Source organism: Methylobacterium phyllosphaerae (assembly GCF_001936175.1).
Taxonomy (GTDB): domain Bacteria; phylum Pseudomonadota; class Alphaproteobacteria; order Rhizobiales; family Beijerinckiaceae; genus Methylobacterium; species Methylobacterium fujisawaense.
Window position 1 is genome coordinate 2558955 of the sequence record NZ_CP015367.1, and the last position, 17591, is coordinate 2576545.

The following is a 17591-nucleotide window of genomic DNA, read 5'->3' on the forward strand; positions in this document are numbered from 1 at the left end:
CGCTCACGGTCTTGCGATCAGGCCCGTCACCTGTAACGTCGCGCCGCACCAAGTAGAGACCGGCCCAGGCCGGCATCGAGATTGATCGACGGAGACGCCATGTCCGCCTCGCGCGACGATACGATCGGTATCGCACCGAGCGCCCACGATGACGCCGCAGACCGCAAGCGCCGCATCTGGGCCATCGTCGGATCGTCCTCGGGCAATCTCGTCGAATGGTACGATTTCTACTGTTACGCGTTCTTCGCCCTCTACTTCGCGCCGGCCTTCTTTCCGAAGGGCGATTCCACCAGCCAGCTCCTCCAGACCGCGGGCATCTTCGCGGTCGGATTCTTCATGCGACCGGTCGGCGGCTGGCTGTTCGGGCGCATCGCCGATCGTGTCGGACGCCGGACCTCGATGGTCGTCTCGGTGCTGCTGATGTGCTTCGGCTCGCTGCTGATCGGCATCCTGCCGACCTACGAGCATGTCGGTACCCTGGCCCCGGTGCTGCTGCTCCTCGCCCGCATGCTCCAAGGCCTGTCCGTCGGCGGCGAATACGGCACCTCTGCAACCTACATGAGCGAAGTCGCGATCAAGGGCCGACGCGGCTTCTTCGCCTCCTTCCAGTACGTCACGCTGATCGGTGGCCAGCTCCTGGCCTCGCTGGTCCTGGTCCTGCTCCAGGCGGTGATGACCGGCCCGGAACTGACCGCCTGGGGCTGGCGCATCCCGTTCTTCATCGGCGCCGGGCTGGCGGTCGTCGCACTCTATCTGCGACGCTCCCTGGCCGAGACGAAGGACAGCAGTGACAAGGAGACCGCCGGCACCTTCGCCGAGCTGTCGAAGCACTGGCGGGCGTTCCTGGTCGTCGTGGCCTACACGGCGGGCGGCTCCCTGAGCTTCTATACCTTCACGACGTATATGCAGAAGTATCTCGTCAACACCGCCGGCATGCCGAAGACCTCGGCGTCGCAGACGATGACGGTGGTGCTTTTCGTCTACATGATCATCCAGCCGATCTTCGGCGCGCTGTCCGACAAGATCGGCCGCAAGGCGAACATGCTGCTCTACAGCGGCCTCGGCACTCTCATGGTGGTGCCGCTGATGACGGCGCTCGGCACCAACAAGGATCCCTATCTGGCTTTCGCGCTGATCACCCTCGGGCTCGCGGTCGTGTCGTTCTACACGGGCATCAGCGGCATCGTGAAAGCGGAGCTGTTCCCGACCAACATCCGCGCCCTCGGGGTCGGCCTCTCCTACGCGGTGGCCAACGCCACCTTCGGCGGCACCGCCGAGTTCGTCGCCCTGTGGTTCAAGGACAACGGGATGGAGAGCACGTTCTTCTGGTACGTCACCGTCCTGATGGCGATCGCTTTCGTGGCCTCGCTGATCATGCCGAACCCCAAGGTCCACGGCTATCTCGACGGCGCCGGCACCGTCGAGGAGGCGCTGGGGAAGAAGCGCGGCCTCGCACACGCCTGATCGGTGGGCCGTCCGGCTGGACCGGGCCCGACTTTCACGCTGATATGCCTCCCGCCGGACGCGCCAGACGTCCGCGGGAGGACGCCATGCTCAGGAAGGCCGCCGCCGGGGCACTGACTCTGCTCTGCCTCGCAACCGCTTCGGCATCCGAGGCCACCGAGGGGGGCTCCGGCGACACGCCGTTCAAGCCGAAACAGCCCGCGGGCTATTTCTTCGTCGGCGGCCGCTCCGCGACGGCGGCAGGCAAGACCACGGCCTCCGGGCAGATGTTCGTGGAGTATCGCGCACCGGCGCGGGTGACGCAGCCCTATCCGATCGTCCTGGTGCACGGCACCGCCCAGACCGGGACCAACTTCCTCGGCACGCCGGACGGACGGCCTGGCTGGGCTGACCGCTTCGCCGCCAAGGGTTTCACGGTCTACGTTGTGGATCAGGTCGGGCGTGGCCGCTCGGGCGGCGATCCGGAGACCTACGGACCCTATGCCCGGCTGCCCGTCGAGGATCTGGAGACGGTGTTCACCGGGCAGGAACGCGTCCCGCTCTACCCGCAGGCGAAGCTGCACAGCCAGTGGCCGGGGGGCCCGGGGGTGCGCGGCAACGCCGCCTTCGACCAGTTCTACCTGTCCCAGGTGCCCTACATCGCCAGCGCGCTGAAGAGCGAGGAACTGGTCGATCCGGCCCTGATCGCCCTTCTGGAGAAGATCGGCCCCGCGATCCTGCTGACGCATTCGCAGGCCGGCGTCTTCGGCTGGGCGGTTTCCGATCAGCGCCCCGACCTCGTGAAGGCGCATGTCGCCGTCGAGCCCAACGGGCCGACCTTCTTCGACATCCGCTTCAAGGGCGGCGCCGATTGGTACGAGCGCGTCGGGGAGGCGCGGGCCCGGCCCTACGGCATCACCCGGGTGCCGCTGCATTTCGAGCCCCCCGTGAGCAGCCCGGCCGATTTGACGGTCGTTCAGGACGACCGCGCCGCCGCACCCGACAAGATCCGTTGCTGGCTTCAGGCCGAGCCCGCTCGAACGCTGCCGAACCTCGCCCGCGTGTCCGCCGTGCTCGTCACCGCCGAAGCCTCGTTCCGCGCCACCATGGATGATTGCACGGCTGCATTCCTGGCCCAGGCGGGCGCGAAACCGGACCGGCTGGCGCTCGCCGAGCACGACATCCACGGCAACGGCCACATGATGATGCTGGAATCGAACAGCGATGCGGTGGCGGATGCGATCGTCGGCTGGATCGAGAGCCGGGTCCACGCGCCGGGCCGTCCTTAACCGGTCGCTTACCCTGTCCCGGCGAGGGTGCCGCCGTCATCCGACGAGGGAATGCATGACCGACATGACCGACACCGTGGGCGTCGCGGGCGACCGCATCCGCTCGATCATCGAGCGCGTGGAACGGCTGGAGGAGGAGATCAAGGACCTGATGGAGGCCAAGAAGGAGGTCTTCGCCGAGGCCAAGGGCGAGGGTCTCGACGTCAAGGTGCTCAAGGAGATCCTGAAGATCCGCAAGCAGGACAAGGATGAGCGCGACGAGCAGGAGACGCTCCTCGACGTCTACCTGCGCGCCATGGATGCGCCCTCGCCGGCCCCGATCGCGGCCGCGGCCTGATCCTCTCGACGGAGTGCGGCGCGGCGCGCGCCGCCCTCCCCTCAGGACTGCGGGGAGCCCGCGAGATAGGCGGCGATGTTGCGCCGGATGCGCTCCAAGGGCTCCTCGCTCGGATCCGGCAGGACGAAGCGCGCCCCCGTGATCGTCTCGTAGGCGCGGATGTAGACCGCGGCCGTCTCCAGGACGACCTCCGCGGGAATCTCCGGAATCGGGTCCTTGTACGGATCGCAGCGGGCGACGACCCAATTACGCACGAAATCCTTGTCGAAGCTCTCCGGCGCGGAACCCGCGGCGAAGCGCTCCGGATAGCTCTGCGCGAACCAGTACCGGCTGCTGTCGGGCGTATGGATCTCGTCGGCGAGGACGATCCGGCCTTCGGGATCGGTGCCGAACTCGTATTTCGTGTCGGCCAGGATGAGACCGCGCTCGGCCGCCAGCGCCGTGCCGCGGGCGAACAGCGCCAGCGCCGCGTCGGACACGGTGCGCCACTGCTCGGACGTGAGCAGCCCGCGTTCCAGAATCTCGGTCTCGGTCAGCGGTTCGTCGTGGCCACCGTCGAACGCCTTGGTGGTCGGCGTGATGATCGCCTCCGGCAGACGCTCGTTCGGCCGCATGCCATCCGGGAAACGGTGGCCGTACATATCCCGCTCCCCGGCGCGGTAGCGCGTCAGGACCGACGTGGAGGTGGTGCCGGCGAGGTAGCCCCGAACCACCACCTCCACCGGCAGGATCTCCAGACGCCGGCCCACGACCACGTTCGGGTCAGGATAGGCGATGACGTGGTTCGGGCAGATGTCGGCCGTCCGCTCGAACCAGTAGCGCGCGGTCTGGGTCAGGACCTGGCCCTTGAAGGGGATCGCCGCGAGCGCCCGGTCGAAGGCGCTGATCCGGTCCGAGGTGATGAGGATGCGCCGGCCGTCGGGCAGGTCGTAATTGTCCCGGACCTTGCCGCGATAATGGTTCGGCAGTTCGGGCAGGGTCGCGTCGCGCAGGACCTGGTGCGCGTGCGGGGCGAGATCTGCCGTCTTCATCGGGCTTTCCGTCAGGCTGTGCGGCGACCGCGCCGCCTGATCTCTGTGCGCGGATGGGGCGGAGAATTCCAGTCCCGGGATTCACCGAGGCCCGGCGCGCAGCTCCGGCCGCCACCCCGACCCCCGCGGCTGCGGGCGAGCAGCCCTGCCGCTCTGGCCGGGCCCGGCCGTCGGCCCTATCCTTGCCGTGGATGGCAGACGGTGAATTGCCGACTGCGAAATGCCGGCCGGGGCCGCCGGACGGCCGAGGCGCAATGTTCGAGACACCGCACCAAGCAAGCCGACAACCTTTCCTGCGCCGCATCGAGACCGTCGCCCTGTTCACGCTCAGCGATGCGGAGCGGGCCGCCCTCGTCGCGCTGCCGATGCAGGTGGCGCAGTTCGAGCCCAATCAGGACATCGTTCGGGAGGGCGACCGCCCGACCCGAAGCTTCACCCTGCTCAGCGGGATCGCCTGCACTTACAAGTCGACGCTGGCCGGCAAGCGGCAGGTGATGACCTACCACGTCCCGGGCGATGTGCCCGATTTCCAGAGCCTGTATCTGGAGGTGCTCGACATCAACATCGCCACGGTCAGCGCCTGCAGGCTCGGCTTCGTTTCGCATGAGGCGGTCCGCGGACTGATGCGTGCGCATCCGCGCCTCACCGAGGTCTTCTGGCGCGCCACACTCATCGACGCCGCTCTGGTCCGCGAGTGGATGCTCAACACCGGTCGCCGCGACGCCTACGCGCGGATGGCCCACCTGTTCTGCGAACTCGTGACCCGCCTCGGCGCGGTCGGGCTTGCGCCGGATCGGACCTGCGAGCTGCCCATGACGCAGCCCGAACTCGCAGACGCCCTCGGCATAACGTCCGTTCACGTCAATCGCACGATCCGGGATCTCAAATCGGCCGGGCTGATCACGCTGCGCGACCGCCGCCTGACCGTCCACGACTGGCCGGGGCTGCAGGCCGCGGCCGGGTTCGATCCGGCCTATCTGCATCTGCGGGATGCGGAGACTCGCTGAACCGGGCGGGAGAGCGCAGGCTTTCGAGCTGACGAGGGCGCGCTGTCGCCCTGCCCGATGTATCGCCGGCCGTCGAAAGCCAAAGCCGAGCCGACGCGGGACCGCAGTCTGGATCTATCGATATGAAGATAACGCGGCGCCGTTTTCGCTAACCGTTGCCGGAGCGGGCACTCAGCGGGAAGATGGTGCCCAGGGGCGGAATCGAACCACCGACACTGCGATTTTCAGTCGCATGCTCTACCAACTGAGCTACCTGGGCGTCGTCCGCGCCGGTGTCGGCCTCGGACGCCGCGGGGTATAGTCAGTGCTTCGCGGCCTGTCCAGCCTTGCCGTGACGTCGACACGACGGAAATGCCGGAAAAATTCATCGCTCCGGATCGGGCTCGGGCGGAACCTCGTCGGAATCGAGGTCCTCGGGGATCGCGTAGCGCTCGTTAAGCCACCGTCCGAGATCGACGTCGGCACACCGCTGAGAACAGAACGGCTGGAATTCCGGTGTGGACGGTTGCCGACAGATCGGACAGGGCGGCCGGCGCTCGCTTCTCATGCCAGGGCGCCCCAGCCAGCCCGCACGGGATACCCCTCCCCGTCGAGGAGGCTCAGGGTCTCGTAGAGGGGCAGCCCGACCACGGCGCTGTAGGAGCCGACCAGTTTGACGACGAACGCCCCCGCCAGGCCCTGGATCGCGTAGCCGCCGGCTTTCCCGCGCCATTCGCCCGACGCCACGTAGCCCTGGATATCGCGGCCCGAGAGCCGCTTGAATCGGACGCGGGTCTCCACGATCCGCTCCCTGCGCCCGCGGGGCGAGAGGACGCACACCGCCGTGTAGACGCGATGCTGACGTCCAGAGAGCAGGCGCAGGCAATCCGCGGCCTCGTCGGGGATCTCGGCCTTCGGCAGGACCCGACGCCCGACCGCCACAACCGTATCGGCCGACAGGAGCCAGGTGGGCGTGGTGGTGTCCTGGAGGTGCAGCGCCGCCTCGGCCGTCGCGAGCTTCGTCCGGGCGAGGCGGCGTGCCAGTTCGCGGGGCGGCTCGGCCTTGCGGGGCGTCTCGTCGATCTCGGCCGGCAGGAGAGCCGCCGGTTCGATGCCGATCTGCTGCAGCAGCGCGAGGCGGCGCGGCGAAGCGGAGGCGAGCACAAGTCGCGCCGTCGGCCCCTGCGTCGCGCCGATCGCTTCAGGTTTGGCGTCCATGATGTTCCGTTCGCACAATCGACCGGAGCCGTGCGCGCCCTGCGCGGCGGCCCTTCGTCGGCCGGGACAGGCTCGATCCACCCGCCTGATAAGGGATGGGGTCGGGCTTGTGAACTCGGAGGGGCTTCTGCAGATCTCCCAGACCCCGGCCGGCCCGGGTCATGATCCGGGATACCCCCGCCCGCCCGCCGGCAAGAGTAGGCCGACCGGGGGCCGCGGCCGGCACTGTGATCGCGGCGCGGCAAGCCAGACTAGAGGTGCTGCCCGACGATCTGGTAAGCTTAGAGCAAGACGTCGTCCGCGATCGTAACCGACCGTTAACTACGTGCGGCTGAGAGTGTTGTCCTCCGAAGGGGATCGACATCGATGCTGAACGCTGATCCGCTCCTGCAGCGCCCGACGCTGGTAACCACGGCCCTGCTCGCCCGTGCCCTCGACGGGCTCCGGCCGCAGGTCACGTCGCCGGTCGAGATGTGGCAGCGTCTCACCGAGCGGTACGTCGTCGATCTCGACGCCGTCGCGGCCCTCCTGCCCGCCGACGAACCGGAAACGCACTGGCTGTCGTCCCGCGACTGAGGGCGCGCAGATCAAGTATTCCGCCGTCCACCCAACTGGCACACGACGTGCTTGAAGGGTCCGGCAACCGGGAGGAAGCACTCAGGCAACGACAACGCGGCGGCTCGCACGCCAGAGCACCCCGCGGACCTTTCGATCGCTCGAAGCTGAGGTCCGTCATGTCGGAACTGCTCTCTGTTGCCTTGGTCTGTGCCGGTACGCTTCTGGCTCAGGATTGCTCCCGCGACACCGCCCTGGACGTCATCATCGCCCCGGCGCATACGCCGATGGAGTGCCTGATGCACGCCCAGACGATGGCAGCCCAGGCCGGGTTTCCGGGGGGCAGCGACCGGTATCTCAAGATCGCCTGCGAGCATCGCCGGACCGAAGGCGAACCCCGCACGGTCGTCCGGCGCGCGTCCTGACGCGGCCCGGCGCGTCGGCGGTGTCCGTGCCGTCGCGCCCGGCCGCGATTTGGTCTGGTGCATCAAAGCCACGTCACGATTTTTCTTGTTCGCATCCGCCGTTCGGACAGTTGCCGCCTCCGGGAACGGGACCCATCCTGCACGGCCACGCTGATGCAATTCAAACCCCGGCATCCGCCACCTTTGCCGCCCCGATGGCCCGCGTGCCGGGCAGGGCTCCAGCGAGTGCCTGCACGATGCTGTACGACGCGTTCGACCTGCAGACCGACATCGCTGCCCAGACCCGGGCATGGGGCCGGCTGCTGAACGACATCTGGTCGCCCTGGATCGGGTTGGGCGAGCCGGTCACCTGGATGTCCGCCGGCGCCCGGATGATGATGCGCGCCGGTCTGACCTTCGCGCGGCCGCCCTACGGCATCGAGACGGTCAACGTCGGGAACCGGAGCGTCCCGGTCTCAGAGGAGCCGGTCGAGGTGACGCCGTTCGGGACGCTGCTGCACTTCAAGAAGGACATCCACACCGAGCAGCCCAAGGTGCTGATGGTCGCGCCGATGTCGGGCCATTTCGCCACGCTGCTCCGCGCCACCGTGCGCACCATGCTGCCCGACCATGACGTCTACATCACCGACTGGCACAATGCCCGCGACGTGCCGCTGTCGGAAGGCCAGTTCGGTTTCGACGACTACGTGGGCCACCTGATCCACTTCCTGCAGACGATGGGTGAAGGCGCCCACATGGTGGCGGTCTGCCAGCCCGCCGTTCAGGCCCTCGTGGCGGCAGCCGCGATGGCGCAGGCGAAGGATCCCGCCGCCCCGCGCAGCATGACCCTGATGGCCGGCCCGGTGGATTGCCGCATCAACCCGACGGGCGTGAATGCACTCGCGACCTCCAAGCCCATCGACTGGTTCGAGAAGAACCTGATCGCGACGGTCCCGACGCGCCACAAGGGCGCCGGCCGCAAGGTGTATCCGGGCTTCATGCAGGTCTCGGCCTTCATGGCGATGAACGCCAAGCGCCATATCCAGGGTCACGCCGATCTCTTCTGGCACATGGCCAACGGCGAGCGCGAGAAAGCCGAGGCGATCGAGACCTTCTACGACGAGTATTTCGCCGTGCTCGATCTCGCGGCCGAATTCTACCTGGAAACGGTCAAGACCGTGTTCCAGGATCACGCCCTGGCTCGGAATGCGGTGAGCTATCGGGGGGAACCGATCGACCTTCGGGCAATCCGCCGCACCGCCCTGATGACCGTCGAGGGCGAGCGCGACGACATCTGCGCGGTCGGCCAGACCATGGCGGCCCATGATCTGTGCTCGGACCTCGCCCCCTACATGCGGACCCATCACCTCCAGGCGGGCGTCGGCCATTACGGGGTCTTCGCCGGGCGGCGCTGGGAGTCGCAGATCTACCCGCAGGTGCGCAACTTCATCCAGGCGCACAACTGACCGCGCGACCGGGGAAGCGTCGCGCCGATTTGACCCGCCGACCCGCGCGGCCCACCATGCTACCGTCTTCTGATGGGAGCCCGGTTCGCGTGGTTCCTGGGGCCACTCCTGCGGCGTGAGGCGGAACGGTCGGCGTGATCGGCACCGAGAACAAGACCAGCGCGGACGGCCCGACAACGGTCTCCGCACGGCTCGACCGGCTGGTGGCTCGCGCCCGGGCGGCAGCTCTCTGGGAGCAAGCCTGGCCTGTCCTCTGGCGGGGGATCGGGGTCGGACTGATCTTCCTCATGCTGTCCTGGTCGGGGCTGTGGCTCGATCTCACGCCGATCTGGCGCCAGATCGGTCTGGGCATCCTGGGACTTCTCCTCGTCGCCGCGCTCGTACCGCTGATCCATATCGCCCGGCCCGATCGGCGCGTCGCCCTGGCACGGCTCGATCGCGAGGCGGCGGCCCGCGATCCGGCCCTGCGTCACGGACCGGCCTCCGCGGCACAGGACAGCCTCGCCGTGGGTGCCGCCGATCCGGGAAGCCGAACGCTCTGGGAGCTCCATCAACGGCGGGCCGCGCAGGCGGTCTCGGCCCTGCGGGTCGGTTTGCCGAGGCCCGGCATGGTCCGGCACGATCCGTTCGCACTTCGCGCCGGCCTGGTGGTCGCCGCCATCGCCAGCCTGTTCGTCGCCGGGCCCGAGTGGCGTCAGCGCCTTGGCGCGGCGTTCGACTGGCAGGAGCCCGCGGCGCAAAGCCCCAATTTCCGCGTGGACGGCTGGATCGACCCGCCGCTCTACACGCGGCTTCCGCCCCTCCTGATCGCCATGGACGGAAGCGATCAGCGCCTGCGCGCCCCCGTCAACGCGCAGCTGATCGTGCGGATCGCCGGTCAGGGTAAGGCCGCGTCCGAGACGACGCTGACACCCAATGCCGGCCTGGTCCCCGTCCCTGGCCAGGAGGCGCGCCCCGACCTGCGCGAGGAGCGCTATCGCATCGTTGGCGGCGCCGAACTGACGATCGTGACTCCCGCAGGCCGGCAACGCCTCACCGTGGACGCGATCCCCGACCGGCCGCCGGAGGTGACGGCCGTCGGCGGCCCCGAAGTGAACGGCCGCGGTACCTTCAACCTGACCTACCGCGCGAAGGACGATTACGGGCTCAGTTCGGCGGAGGCCGTGATCGAGCCGCTGAAATCGGCCCGTGCTCTGGTCCCGGTTCCCCACATCAATCTGGCATTGCCCGGGGACGCCAACGGCGAGTCCGACACCAAGACCCTGGTCGACCTGACCGACAGCCCATGGTCCGGGGCGCGGGTCCGCTATCACATCGTCGTCAAGGACGAGGCCGGTCAGGAAGGCCGGACGCCGGATGCCGAGATCGTCCTGCCGGCGCGCCCGTTCCGCGAGCCGTTGGCGCGGGCGCTCGCCGAGGAACGACGCCGCCTCGTGACGGCACCCGATACGGACCGCCGGTGGGTTCAGGGGGCCCTGGACGCCCTCCTGGTCGCGCCCGACACGTACACGCCGCAGCCTGCCATCTTCCTGGGCCTGCGGACGGCCACCGAGCGGCTGCGCCGCGCCCGGACGGACGCCGATCTCATCGCGGTGGCCGATCTCCTGTGGGAGATGGCCCTGAAGATCGAGGATGGCGACCTTTCGGATGCCGAGAAGCAGCTCCGCCAAGCCCAGGATCGCTTGAAGGAGGCGATGGAGCGCAACGCGCCCGACGACGAAATCAAGCGCCTGACCCAGGATCTGAAGCAGGCGCTCGACAAGTTCCTGTCGGAGATGGCGCAGAAGCAGGGCCGCGAGCCTCGCGAGCAGAGCGATCGCGGGCAGAACAATGCTCAGTCGAAGACCGTCACGCCCGAGGATCTCGATAAGATGATCCAGGACATGGCGGAGGCGATGAAGCGCGGCGACACCGCCGAGGCACAGCGCCTGATGGAACAGCTGCGCAACATCCTGGAGAACCTGCAGACGGCCGAACGCGGAAGCCGGTCGGATCAGGCGTCCCGCGAGATGCAGAAGCAGATGCGCGATCTCGACGCCATGTCCCGCGAGCAGCAGGGCCTGCGCGACGAGACCTTCAAGGACGGCGAAGAGCCGCGCGGCGGCCAGCGGCAGCAGAATCGCGGGCAGCCGCAGCAAGGCCAGCGCGGACAGCAGGGCCAGAGACAGCCGGGTCAGCAAGGCCAAGGACAACAGGGCCAAGGACAACAGGGCCAGGGACAGCAGGGCCAGGGGCAGCAGGGCCAAGGTCAGCAGGGCCAGAAGGGCGATGTCGGAGAGCGGCAGCAGGCGCTTCGGCAGCGGCTCGAAGATCTCCAACAGCGCATGAAGGAGAACGGCATGCGCGGCGAGCAAGGTCTCGCCGATGCCGAGGAAGCCATGCGCGAGGCCGAGAACGCCCTGAAGGACGGCGATTCGAGCGGGGCGGTCGACGCGCAGGGGCGCGCCCTCGACGGCCTGAAGCGCGGCGCCGACGGCATGGCGCAGCAGATGCAGGACATGGCCGAGGGCCAGGGTGAAGGCCAGCAGGACGGCGGTCAGCAGCCGGGGCAGCAGGGCCAGGCCGGGGCACGGGACGACGATCCCCTCGGACGTCCGACGCGCGGCCGCGATATGAGCGACGGACGTGTCCGCGTGCCGACAGCCGATGAATCAGCGGTCCAGCGCGCCCGGCGCATCATGGAAGAGCTGCGGCGCAAGCTCGGCGACCCGACCCGCCCCCGCGAGGAACTCGATTATTTCGAGCGCCTGCTCCGCCGCAACTGAGCGTCCGCACCCTCACGACGCGCCGAGCCGGATCACGGCTCCGGCCCCACCCGGATCCCCACCCGCATGTCGTCGAATACCCTCGTCCTGATCGCCTGCCTTGCCGTCGCCGCCATCCTGCTCCTGGGCTTGGCCAACATGATGCGGGGCGGCAGCGCCAGTCTCTCGCAGAGGCTGATGCGCCTGCGCGTGCTCCTGCAATTCGTGGCGATCGTGATCATCATGGGCGTCGTCTGGTGGCGCTCGGCCTGAATTCCGCCGGGACGGGTGTGACTGCGCCGCCGCACCGAACACCTTTCGGCCCGGTAACGGATGAATTGGCCGCCGCATATCGCGGGCCTCTGCTACGCTCGGTAGAAGCAAATCGCTGCGCCTAACCGGCCGAGCCCGCATGACTGCCCCTTCCCGCCTCTGTCTGTTCGGCATCCTGACCGGGGCGGCGATCATGCCGGCTTCGGCCGCGGACGCGCCACCGCCGCCTGCCGCCTACCTGGCCCCCGTCCAGCCGCTCAGCATCGTGTCCGAGATCCGGATCGGCGGCGCGGTGCAGGACCCGGGCAGCGCAGAGGGCAAGCTTCCCGGGTTCAGCAAGGCGAACGTCAACGGCGAGATCCTCTTCGCCAAGCCGATCCTCAGCGCCGATCCGTTCTGGCAGGCTTTCGTGCCGCGGCCGACCGTCGGCGGCAGCTACAACACCGGCGGCCGGACCAGCTACGCCTATCTCGGCGCGACCTGGACCCTCGAAGTCTTTCCCGAGACCTTCAACCGCCGCGTCTTCCTCGACGGGTTCTTCGGCGGCGTGGCCCATAACGGCTGGACCGGCCCGAAGGCGGAGACGCCCTACGGCTTCAACACGCTCGGGTGCTCACCCATGTTCCGCGAGGCGGCGGCTCTCGGCTTCCGTATCACGGAACATTGGAGCATCATGGCGACGATCGAGCACATGTCGAATGCCGGGCTCTGCGCGAATAATCGCGGCCTGACGAATTACGGCGGCAAGATCGGCTACACGTTCTGAGGCATCAAACCCTTTGGTCAAGCTCAACCGCATCTACACGAGGACCGGCGACAAGGGCACGACCGCCCTGGCGGACGGACAGCGTCGCTCGAAGGCGGATCTGCGGGTCGAGACCTACGGGACCGTCGACGAGACCAATGCCTGCATCGGACTGGCGCGCCTGCACACGCAGGGGCCGCTCGACCAGATGCTCGGGGCGATCCAGAACGACCTGTTCGACCTCGGGGCTGACCTCGCGACGCCGCCGAGCCCGGAGCCCCTCCCCTACGAGCCGCTGCGGATCGTCGCGAGCCAGGTCGAGCGGCTGGAGCGCGACATCGACGGCCTGAACGAGGCGATCCCACCGCTGAAATCCTTCGTGCTTCCCGGTGGATCGCCGGCCGCGGCGGCCCTGCACCTCGCCCGCACCGTCTGCCGCCGCGCCGAGCGCCTGGCGGTCAGCCTCGCCGCCCAGGAGGACGAGTCGGTGTCGCCGGAGGCGCTGCGCTACCTCAACCGCCTCTCCGACTTCCTGTTCGTGGCGAGCCGGGCCGCCAATGCCGACGGCGCCGACGACGTGCTCTGGGTGCCCGGCGCCAATCGTTGAGCCCGGGCCGAGGGGTTTTCGCCGGGCCGCCACGGCGCCGCGTTGACAAGGCGGAAATGTGGCCGTTACGGTCCGCGCGCCTTGCGTGCCCCCGCCACGCTGCGCCTTGCGCGCCGTGGAAGTGGCCTGCACGACGACAAGAATCCTCCGGGGAAGGATCGTGACCGCCATGAAGGTGCTGGTGCCCGTCAAGCGGGTTGTTGACTACAACGTCAAGATACGCGTGAAGGCCGACGGCTCCGGGGTCGAGCTCGCCAACGTGAAGATGTCGATGAATCCCTTCGACGAGATCGCCGTTGAGGAGGCGATCCGGCTCAAGGAGAAGGGCACGGTCACCGAGATCGTGGCGGTGTCGATCGGCCCGCAGCAGGCGCAGGAGACGCTGCGCACCGCGCTGGCCATGGGCGCCGACCGTGCCATCCTGGTCAAGACGGACGTGACCTGCGAACCGCTGGCGGTGGCGAAGCTTCTGAAGTCCGTCGTCGAGAAGGAGAGCCCGCAGCTCGTCATCCTCGGCAAGCAGGCGATCGACGACGACTCGAACCAGACCGGGCAGATGCTCGGTGCGCTGCTCGGCTGGCCGCAGGGCACCTTCGCGTACAAGATCGAGCCGGGCGAGGGCAGCCTCGACGTGACCCGCGAGGTCGACGGCGGCCTGCAGACCGTCAGCCTCAGGCTGCCGGCCATCGTGACGACGGATCTGCGCCTCAACGAGCCGCGCTATGCATCGCTGCCGAACATCATGAAGGCGAAGAAGAAGCCGCTGGAGGAGCTGACGCCCGACGCGCTCGGCGTCGACGTGACGCCGCGGCTCACGGTGCTGAAGACCGCCGAGCCGCCGGGCCGCTCGGCCGGCGTCAAGGTCGGCTCCGCGGCCGAGCTGGTGCAGAAGCTCAAGGTCGAAGCCGGCGTCATCTGATCCGCAGGCGGGGCTCCTGAGCCACGGTCGAGCCCCGCGCCACAACCCTCAAGGGCACCAGCAGACCATGACGACACTCCTTTTCGTCGAGCACGGCAACGGTCAGATCAAGGACGGGACGCTGAAGGCGCTCTCGGCCGCCAAGGAGATCGGCGCCCCGATCCACGCTCTGGTCCTGGGTTCGGGATCGCAGGCCGTGGCCGCGGCGGCGGCCAAGCTCGACGGCGTCGAGAAGGTCCTGAACGCCGAGGACGGCGTCTACGACCACGATCTCGCCGAGCCGGTCGCGGCGCTGATCGCGTCGATTGCCGAGCCCTACGACACGATCATCGCCTCGGCTTCGACGACCGGCAAGAACGTGCTGCCCCGGGTGGCGGCCCTGCTCGACGTCGCGCAGGTCTCCGACATCATCAAGGTGGTTGCGCCCGACACGTTCGATCGGCCGATCTATGCCGGCAACGCGATCCAGACCGTTCAGGCGCCGGCGGGCAAGAAGGTGATCACCGTGCGGACGGCCGCCTTCAAGGCTGCGGCCGAGGGTGGCGCGGCCGCCCCCGTCGAGGCCGTGTCGGCGGGAGCGCCCGAGGCCGGCGGCTCGACCTTCAAGGGCGAGGAGATCGCCAAGTCGGATCGCCCGGAGCTGGCCTCGGCGCGGATCATCGTGTCCGGCGGCCGCTCGCTCGGCTCGTCCGAGAAGTTCCACGAGCTGATCGAGCCGCTGGCCGACTCGCTCGGAGCCGCCGTCGGCGCCTCTCGGGCCGCCGTCGATGCGGGCTACGCGCCGAACGACTGGCAGGTGGGGCAGACCGGCAAGGTCGTGGCGCCGGACCTCTACGTCGCGGTGGGCATCTCGGGGGCGATCCAGCACCTCGCCGGCATGAAGGACTCGAAGGTCATCGTCGCCATCAACAAGGATGAGGACGCACCGATCTTCCAAGTGGCCGATTACGGGCTCGTGGGCGATCTCTTTCAGGTCGTGCCGGAGCTGCAATCCGAGATCGGCAAAGCCAAGGGTCAATAACGGAACGGAATCTGGCAACCCGCGAGTATTGTCGCCGAAGGCGGATTCGCGGGTTCCTTCCGGATCGAAGATTGGTCTAGAACGCTGCGACGGCGAGACTTCGCGCGGTGCCGTCGCGCTCGTGCCCTCGGTCGAACCGGGCGGCCGTGTATCGGCATCCGCATTGGGGGCACAGGTCGGCACATGCATATGGAGATCAAGCGGGTCGGCATCATCGGCGCAGGCCAGATGGGAAGCGGCATCGCGCAGGTCTGCGCCACCGCCGGCCTCGACGTCCTGCTGAACGATCGCGATCCCGCCCGGCTCGAGAATGGTCTGACGGTCATCGAGGGCAGCCTGGGCCGCCTCGTTTCGAAAGGCACGCTGTCGGAGGAGGACAGCGCTCAGGTTCGGTCGCGGATCGTATCCGCCCGGGACTTCGCCGCCCTCGAGCCGTGCGACCTCGTGATCGAAGCCGCGACCGAGAACGAGGCCACGAAGCGCGAAATCTTCAGCAGCCTGTGCGGATCGCTGCGTCCGGAGACGTTCGTAGCGACGAACACGTCGTCGATCTCCATAACCCGGCTGGCGGCGGCGACGGACCGGCCGGAGAAGTTCATCGGCATCCACTTCATGAATCCGGTGCCGGTGATGCAGCTTGTCGAGCTGATCCGGGGCATCGCCACCGAGGATACGACCTACGAATCCGCCAAGGCGTTCATCGCCAAGCTCGGCAAGACTTCGACGATGTCGGAGGATTTCCCGGCCTTCATCGTCAACCGCATCCTGCTGCCGATGATCAACGAGGCGATCTACACGCTCTATGAGGGTGTCGGATCGGTCGAATCGATCGACACGGCCATGAGGCTGGGCGCGAACCATCCGATGGGCCCGCTTCAGCTCGCGGACTTCATCGGTCTCGACACCTGCCTGTCGGTCATGCAGGTGCTCTACGAAGGCCTGGCGGATTCGAAATACCGCCCGTGCCCTCTGCTCGTGAAGTATGTCGAGGCCGGCTGGCTCGGCCGTAAGGCCAAACGCGGGTTCTACGATTACCGCGGGCCGACGCCGATCCCGACCCGCTGAGCCGCCAGGCCGCGGGACGGCTGGAGAAGCCGTCCCGGGTCGGTGTTATTTCGGCGCGTTGCCGTTGGCCCCCGGTTGCGCGGGCTGCGGATAGGACGGGTTGCCGCCCGGCACGCCTGTACTGTTGGTCGGCGACGCGGCGCCCGACTGCCCGTTCACCGAACCCGTCACTTCCTTGCGGGACGCGTCCTGGCTCTGGCTGGCGTAATCCTTCGGCGAATTGGCGCCGTTCCACGTGAGGAGACCCACGGTGGCGATCGCCAGCAGAACGAGGCTCCCCACCAGGACCCAGAGCATCGGTTTGCCGCGCTCGCCCTGACGGCTCTCGTTGGGATTCAATCTCTCGACCATCTGCAGGACCTTCCTCGGCGGGACGCCACACGCCGAAACGGGCGCGGTGCGACACGATCTCGTTACCGGCCGCCAACGCGGGGCCGCCGAGGCAGGTTCCTGCCGGATCGCGGTGTCACCGCCCGGTCGTCAGAAGGATCTTGCCGAGATGCGCGCTCGACTCCATGAGTTCGTGCGCCTCCCGCGCCTGCTCCAGCGGGAACGTGGCGTGGGTGACGGACCGGATGCGCCCGGCATCGAGCTCGGGCCATATATCCCGGCGCAGCCCCTCGGCGATCGCTGCCTTGTCGGCCTTCCCGCGCGGCCGGAGCGTCGAGCCGGTAAAGGTCAGGCGGTTGCGCATGATCGGCGTGATGTTCAGGCCATCGACCTTGTAGCCGCCCATCAGGGCGATCATCACGAGCCGGCCGTCCGGAGCCAGCGACTTCAGGTTCCGGGCCAGATAGCTCGCACCGATCATATCGAGGATCACGTCGACGCCACGTCCGTCGGTGAGGCGCTTCACCTCCTCGGCGAAGTCCGCCTCCTTGTAGTTGATCGCGGCATCCGCCCCCAGATCTTCGCAAAACCGGCACTTCTCGGCCGAGCCCGCCGTGGCGAAGACCCGCGCGCCGACATGCTTGGCGATCTGGATCGCCGTGGCACCGATGCCGCTCGATCCGCCATGCACGAGGAAGCTCTCGCCGGGCGCGAGCCGTCCGCGCTGGACGACGTTCGAATAGACCGTGAAGAAGGTTTCCGGCAGGCCGCCGGCATCGACGAGCGAGACCGCCTTCGGACGCGGCAGACAATGGGCCGCCTCGGCCACCGCATACTCCGCATAGCCGCCGCTGATCACCAGGGCGCAGACCTCATCGCCGAGCGACAGACCCGTGACGTCGCTCCCCATCGCGACCACACGACCGGCGACTTCGAGGCCGGGAATCTCGGTGGCGCCGGGCGGCGGCGGATAGACCCCCGCGCGTTGCGCGACATCGGGGCGGTTCACGCCGGCCGCCACCACTTCGATCAGGACCTGTCCGGGTCCCGCATGCGGCACGGGGGCGGTCTCGACGCTGATCACCTCCGGGCCCCCGGAACCCGCGAAGCGGATCTGACGCATGGTCCCGGGCAGGTCGGTGCTGGCCATCAACGATA

19 protein-coding genes and 1 tRNA gene are annotated in these 17591 nt (G+C 68.3%); 14 read left to right on the plus strand and 6 right to left on the minus strand.

From position 1 onward, the window contains the following. Window positions 1-99: 99 nt before the first annotated feature. The 3 genes from MCBMB27_RS11465 (at window position 100) to MCBMB27_RS11475 (ending at window position 3069) form a co-directional block, all read left to right on the plus strand. Window positions 100-1464 carry an MFS family transporter gene (locus tag MCBMB27_RS11465; protein ID WP_043758154.1) on the plus strand — a complete coding sequence of 455 codons (1365 nt, stop codon included), beginning with the start codon at window positions 100-102 and terminating at the stop codon, window positions 1462-1464. An 86-nt stretch (window positions 1465-1550) separates the two neighbouring features. Continuing rightward, entirely contained in the window at window positions 1551-2732 is a 1182-nt protein-coding gene (locus MCBMB27_RS11470) for an alpha/beta hydrolase (protein WP_075380460.1), read from the plus strand. Between the two features lie 55 nt (window positions 2733-2787). Next, window positions 2788-3069 (plus strand): DUF2312 domain-containing protein, encoded by a 282-nt coding sequence (locus MCBMB27_RS11475; RefSeq protein ID WP_020091862.1) that lies wholly within the window; start codon window positions 2788-2790, stop codon window positions 3067-3069. Window positions 3070-3110: 41 nt separating this feature from the next. Here MCBMB27_RS11475 and MCBMB27_RS11480 read toward each other — a convergent pair whose 3' ends face one another. After that, window positions 3111-4100: a phosphoribosylaminoimidazolesuccinocarboxamide synthase gene (locus MCBMB27_RS11480; RefSeq protein ID WP_075380461.1), complete on the minus strand. Its 990-nt coding sequence runs from the start codon at window positions 4098-4100 to the stop codon at window positions 3111-3113. A 254-nt stretch (window positions 4101-4354) separates the two neighbouring features. Between MCBMB27_RS11480 and MCBMB27_RS11485 the strand changes: the two genes are divergently transcribed. Next, window positions 4355-5107, plus strand: a complete 753-nt coding sequence (locus tag MCBMB27_RS11485) for a Crp/Fnr family transcriptional regulator (protein ID WP_043347678.1) — start codon at window positions 4355-4357, stop codon at window positions 5105-5107. A gap of 183 nt (window positions 5108-5290) precedes the next feature. Here the strand turns inward: MCBMB27_RS11485 and MCBMB27_RS11490 are convergent. The 3 genes from MCBMB27_RS11490 to MCBMB27_RS11500 all read right to left on the minus strand — a co-directional run bounded on the left by MCBMB27_RS11490 (window position 5291) and on the right by MCBMB27_RS11500 (window position 6304). After that, window positions 5291-5366 (minus strand) — tRNA-Phe (locus MCBMB27_RS11490). Between the two features lie 105 nt (window positions 5367-5471). Continuing rightward, a complete protein-coding gene (locus tag MCBMB27_RS11495) occupies window positions 5472-5654 on the minus strand; it encodes a DNA gyrase inhibitor YacG (protein WP_075380462.1) in 183 nt (60 codons plus the stop codon). Further along, window positions 5651-6304 carry a Maf-like protein gene (locus tag MCBMB27_RS11500; protein WP_043380104.1) on the minus strand — a complete coding sequence of 218 codons (654 nt, stop codon included), beginning with the start codon at window positions 6302-6304 and terminating at the stop codon, window positions 5651-5653. Before MCBMB27_RS11500 ends, MCBMB27_RS11495 begins: the two co-directional genes overlap by 4 nt. Window positions 6305-6670: 366 nt before the next feature. On the opposite strand from MCBMB27_RS11500, the gene MCBMB27_RS11505 reads away from it, so the two are divergent. The 10 genes from MCBMB27_RS11505 to MCBMB27_RS11550 all read left to right on the plus strand — a co-directional run bounded on the left by MCBMB27_RS11505 (window position 6671) and on the right by MCBMB27_RS11550 (window position 16103). Continuing rightward, entirely contained in the window at window positions 6671-6880 is a 210-nt protein-coding gene (locus tag MCBMB27_RS11505; protein ID WP_043347681.1) for a hypothetical protein, read from the plus strand. 158 nt (window positions 6881-7038) lie between these two features. Continuing rightward, window positions 7039-7284 carry a hypothetical protein gene (locus MCBMB27_RS11510; protein WP_075380463.1) on the plus strand — a complete coding sequence of 82 codons (246 nt, stop codon included), beginning with the start codon at window positions 7039-7041 and terminating at the stop codon, window positions 7282-7284. A gap of 236 nt (window positions 7285-7520) precedes the next feature. After that, a complete protein-coding gene (locus MCBMB27_RS11515; RefSeq protein WP_043380107.1) occupies window positions 7521-8729 on the plus strand; it encodes a polyhydroxyalkanoate depolymerase in 1209 nt (402 codons plus the stop codon). A gap of 134 nt (window positions 8730-8863) precedes the next feature. Beyond that, a complete protein-coding gene (locus tag MCBMB27_RS11520) occupies window positions 8864-11494 on the plus strand; it encodes a TIGR02302 family protein (protein WP_075380464.1) in 2631 nt (876 codons plus the stop codon). A 66-nt stretch (window positions 11495-11560) separates the two neighbouring features. After that, window positions 11561-11746 carry a twin transmembrane helix small protein gene (locus MCBMB27_RS11525; protein ID WP_043380112.1) on the plus strand — a complete coding sequence of 62 codons (186 nt, stop codon included), beginning with the start codon at window positions 11561-11563 and terminating at the stop codon, window positions 11744-11746. A gap of 139 nt (window positions 11747-11885) precedes the next feature. Continuing rightward, a complete protein-coding gene (locus MCBMB27_RS11530; RefSeq protein ID WP_075380465.1) occupies window positions 11886-12512 on the plus strand; it encodes an acyloxyacyl hydrolase in 627 nt (208 codons plus the stop codon). A 13-nt stretch (window positions 12513-12525) separates the two neighbouring features. Beyond that, window positions 12526-13098, plus strand: a complete 573-nt coding sequence (locus tag MCBMB27_RS11535; RefSeq protein ID WP_075380466.1) for a cob(I)yrinic acid a,c-diamide adenosyltransferase — start codon at window positions 12526-12528, stop codon at window positions 13096-13098. A 169-nt stretch (window positions 13099-13267) separates the two neighbouring features. After that, window positions 13268-14017, plus strand: a complete 750-nt coding sequence (locus MCBMB27_RS11540; RefSeq protein WP_043758169.1) for an electron transfer flavoprotein subunit beta/FixA family protein — start codon at window positions 13268-13270, stop codon at window positions 14015-14017. 67 nt (window positions 14018-14084) lie between these two features. Further along, a complete protein-coding gene (locus MCBMB27_RS11545; RefSeq protein WP_043351329.1) occupies window positions 14085-15038 on the plus strand; it encodes an electron transfer flavoprotein subunit alpha/FixB family protein in 954 nt (317 codons plus the stop codon). A 183-nt stretch (window positions 15039-15221) separates the two neighbouring features. Then, on the plus strand, window positions 15222-16103 hold the full coding sequence (locus tag MCBMB27_RS11550; protein WP_043351327.1) for a 3-hydroxybutyryl-CoA dehydrogenase: 882 nt from the start codon (window positions 15222-15224) through the stop codon (window positions 16101-16103). Window positions 16104-16148: 45 nt separating this feature from the next. Here MCBMB27_RS11550 and MCBMB27_RS11555 read toward each other — a convergent pair whose 3' ends face one another. Both MCBMB27_RS11555 and MCBMB27_RS11560 read right to left on the minus strand, forming a co-directional pair. Further along, a complete protein-coding gene (locus MCBMB27_RS11555) occupies window positions 16149-16454 on the minus strand; it encodes a hypothetical protein (protein WP_043351325.1) in 306 nt (101 codons plus the stop codon). Window positions 16455-16569: 115 nt separating this feature from the next. Beyond that, window positions 16570-17583: an NAD(P)H-quinone oxidoreductase gene (locus MCBMB27_RS11560; protein WP_075380467.1), complete on the minus strand. Its 1014-nt coding sequence runs from the start codon at window positions 17581-17583 to the stop codon at window positions 16570-16572. Window positions 17584-17591 lie beyond the last annotated feature (8 nt).

Excerpts from the sequence above, each read along its gene's own strand:
- MCBMB27_RS11480 (WP_075380461.1), bottom strand. The coding sequence starts at position 4,100 with ATGAAGACGGCAGATCTCGCCCCGCACGCGCACCAGGTCCTGCGCGAC.
- MCBMB27_RS11560 (WP_075380467.1), bottom strand. The coding sequence starts at position 17,583 with ATGGCCAGCACCGACCTGCCCGGGACCATGCGTCAGATCCGCTTCGCG.
- MCBMB27_RS11515 (WP_043380107.1), top strand. The coding sequence starts at position 7,521 with ATGCTGTACGACGCGTTCGACCTGCAGACCGACATCGCTGCCCAGACC.
- MCBMB27_RS11485 (WP_043347678.1), top strand. The coding sequence starts at position 4,355 with ATGTTCGAGACACCGCACCAAGCAAGCCGACAACCTTTCCTGCGCCGC.
- MCBMB27_RS11540 (WP_043758169.1), top strand. The coding sequence starts at position 13,268 with ATGAAGGTGCTGGTGCCCGTCAAGCGGGTTGTTGACTACAACGTCAAG.
- MCBMB27_RS11510 (WP_075380463.1), top strand. The coding sequence starts at position 7,039 with ATGTCGGAACTGCTCTCTGTTGCCTTGGTCTGTGCCGGTACGCTTCTG.
- MCBMB27_RS11555 (WP_043351325.1), bottom strand. The coding sequence starts at position 16,454 with ATGGTCGAGAGATTGAATCCCAACGAGAGCCGTCAGGGCGAGCGCGGC.
- MCBMB27_RS11545 (WP_043351329.1), top strand. The coding sequence starts at position 14,085 with ATGACGACACTCCTTTTCGTCGAGCACGGCAACGGTCAGATCAAGGAC.
- MCBMB27_RS11465 (WP_043758154.1), top strand. The coding sequence starts at position 100 with ATGTCCGCCTCGCGCGACGATACGATCGGTATCGCACCGAGCGCCCAC.
- MCBMB27_RS11475 (WP_020091862.1), top strand. The coding sequence starts at position 2,788 with ATGACCGACATGACCGACACCGTGGGCGTCGCGGGCGACCGCATCCGC.
- MCBMB27_RS11550 (WP_043351327.1), top strand. The coding sequence starts at position 15,222 with ATGCATATGGAGATCAAGCGGGTCGGCATCATCGGCGCAGGCCAGATG.
- MCBMB27_RS11470 (WP_075380460.1), top strand. The coding sequence starts at position 1,551 with ATGCTCAGGAAGGCCGCCGCCGGGGCACTGACTCTGCTCTGCCTCGCA.
- MCBMB27_RS11505 (WP_043347681.1), top strand. The coding sequence starts at position 6,671 with ATGCTGAACGCTGATCCGCTCCTGCAGCGCCCGACGCTGGTAACCACG.
- MCBMB27_RS11530 (WP_075380465.1), top strand. The coding sequence starts at position 11,886 with ATGACTGCCCCTTCCCGCCTCTGTCTGTTCGGCATCCTGACCGGGGCG.
- MCBMB27_RS11500 (WP_043380104.1), bottom strand. The coding sequence starts at position 6,304 with ATGGACGCCAAACCTGAAGCGATCGGCGCGACGCAGGGGCCGACGGCG.
- MCBMB27_RS11525 (WP_043380112.1), top strand. The coding sequence starts at position 11,561 with ATGTCGTCGAATACCCTCGTCCTGATCGCCTGCCTTGCCGTCGCCGCC.
- MCBMB27_RS11495 (WP_075380462.1), bottom strand. The coding sequence starts at position 5,654 with ATGAGAAGCGAGCGCCGGCCGCCCTGTCCGATCTGTCGGCAACCGTCC.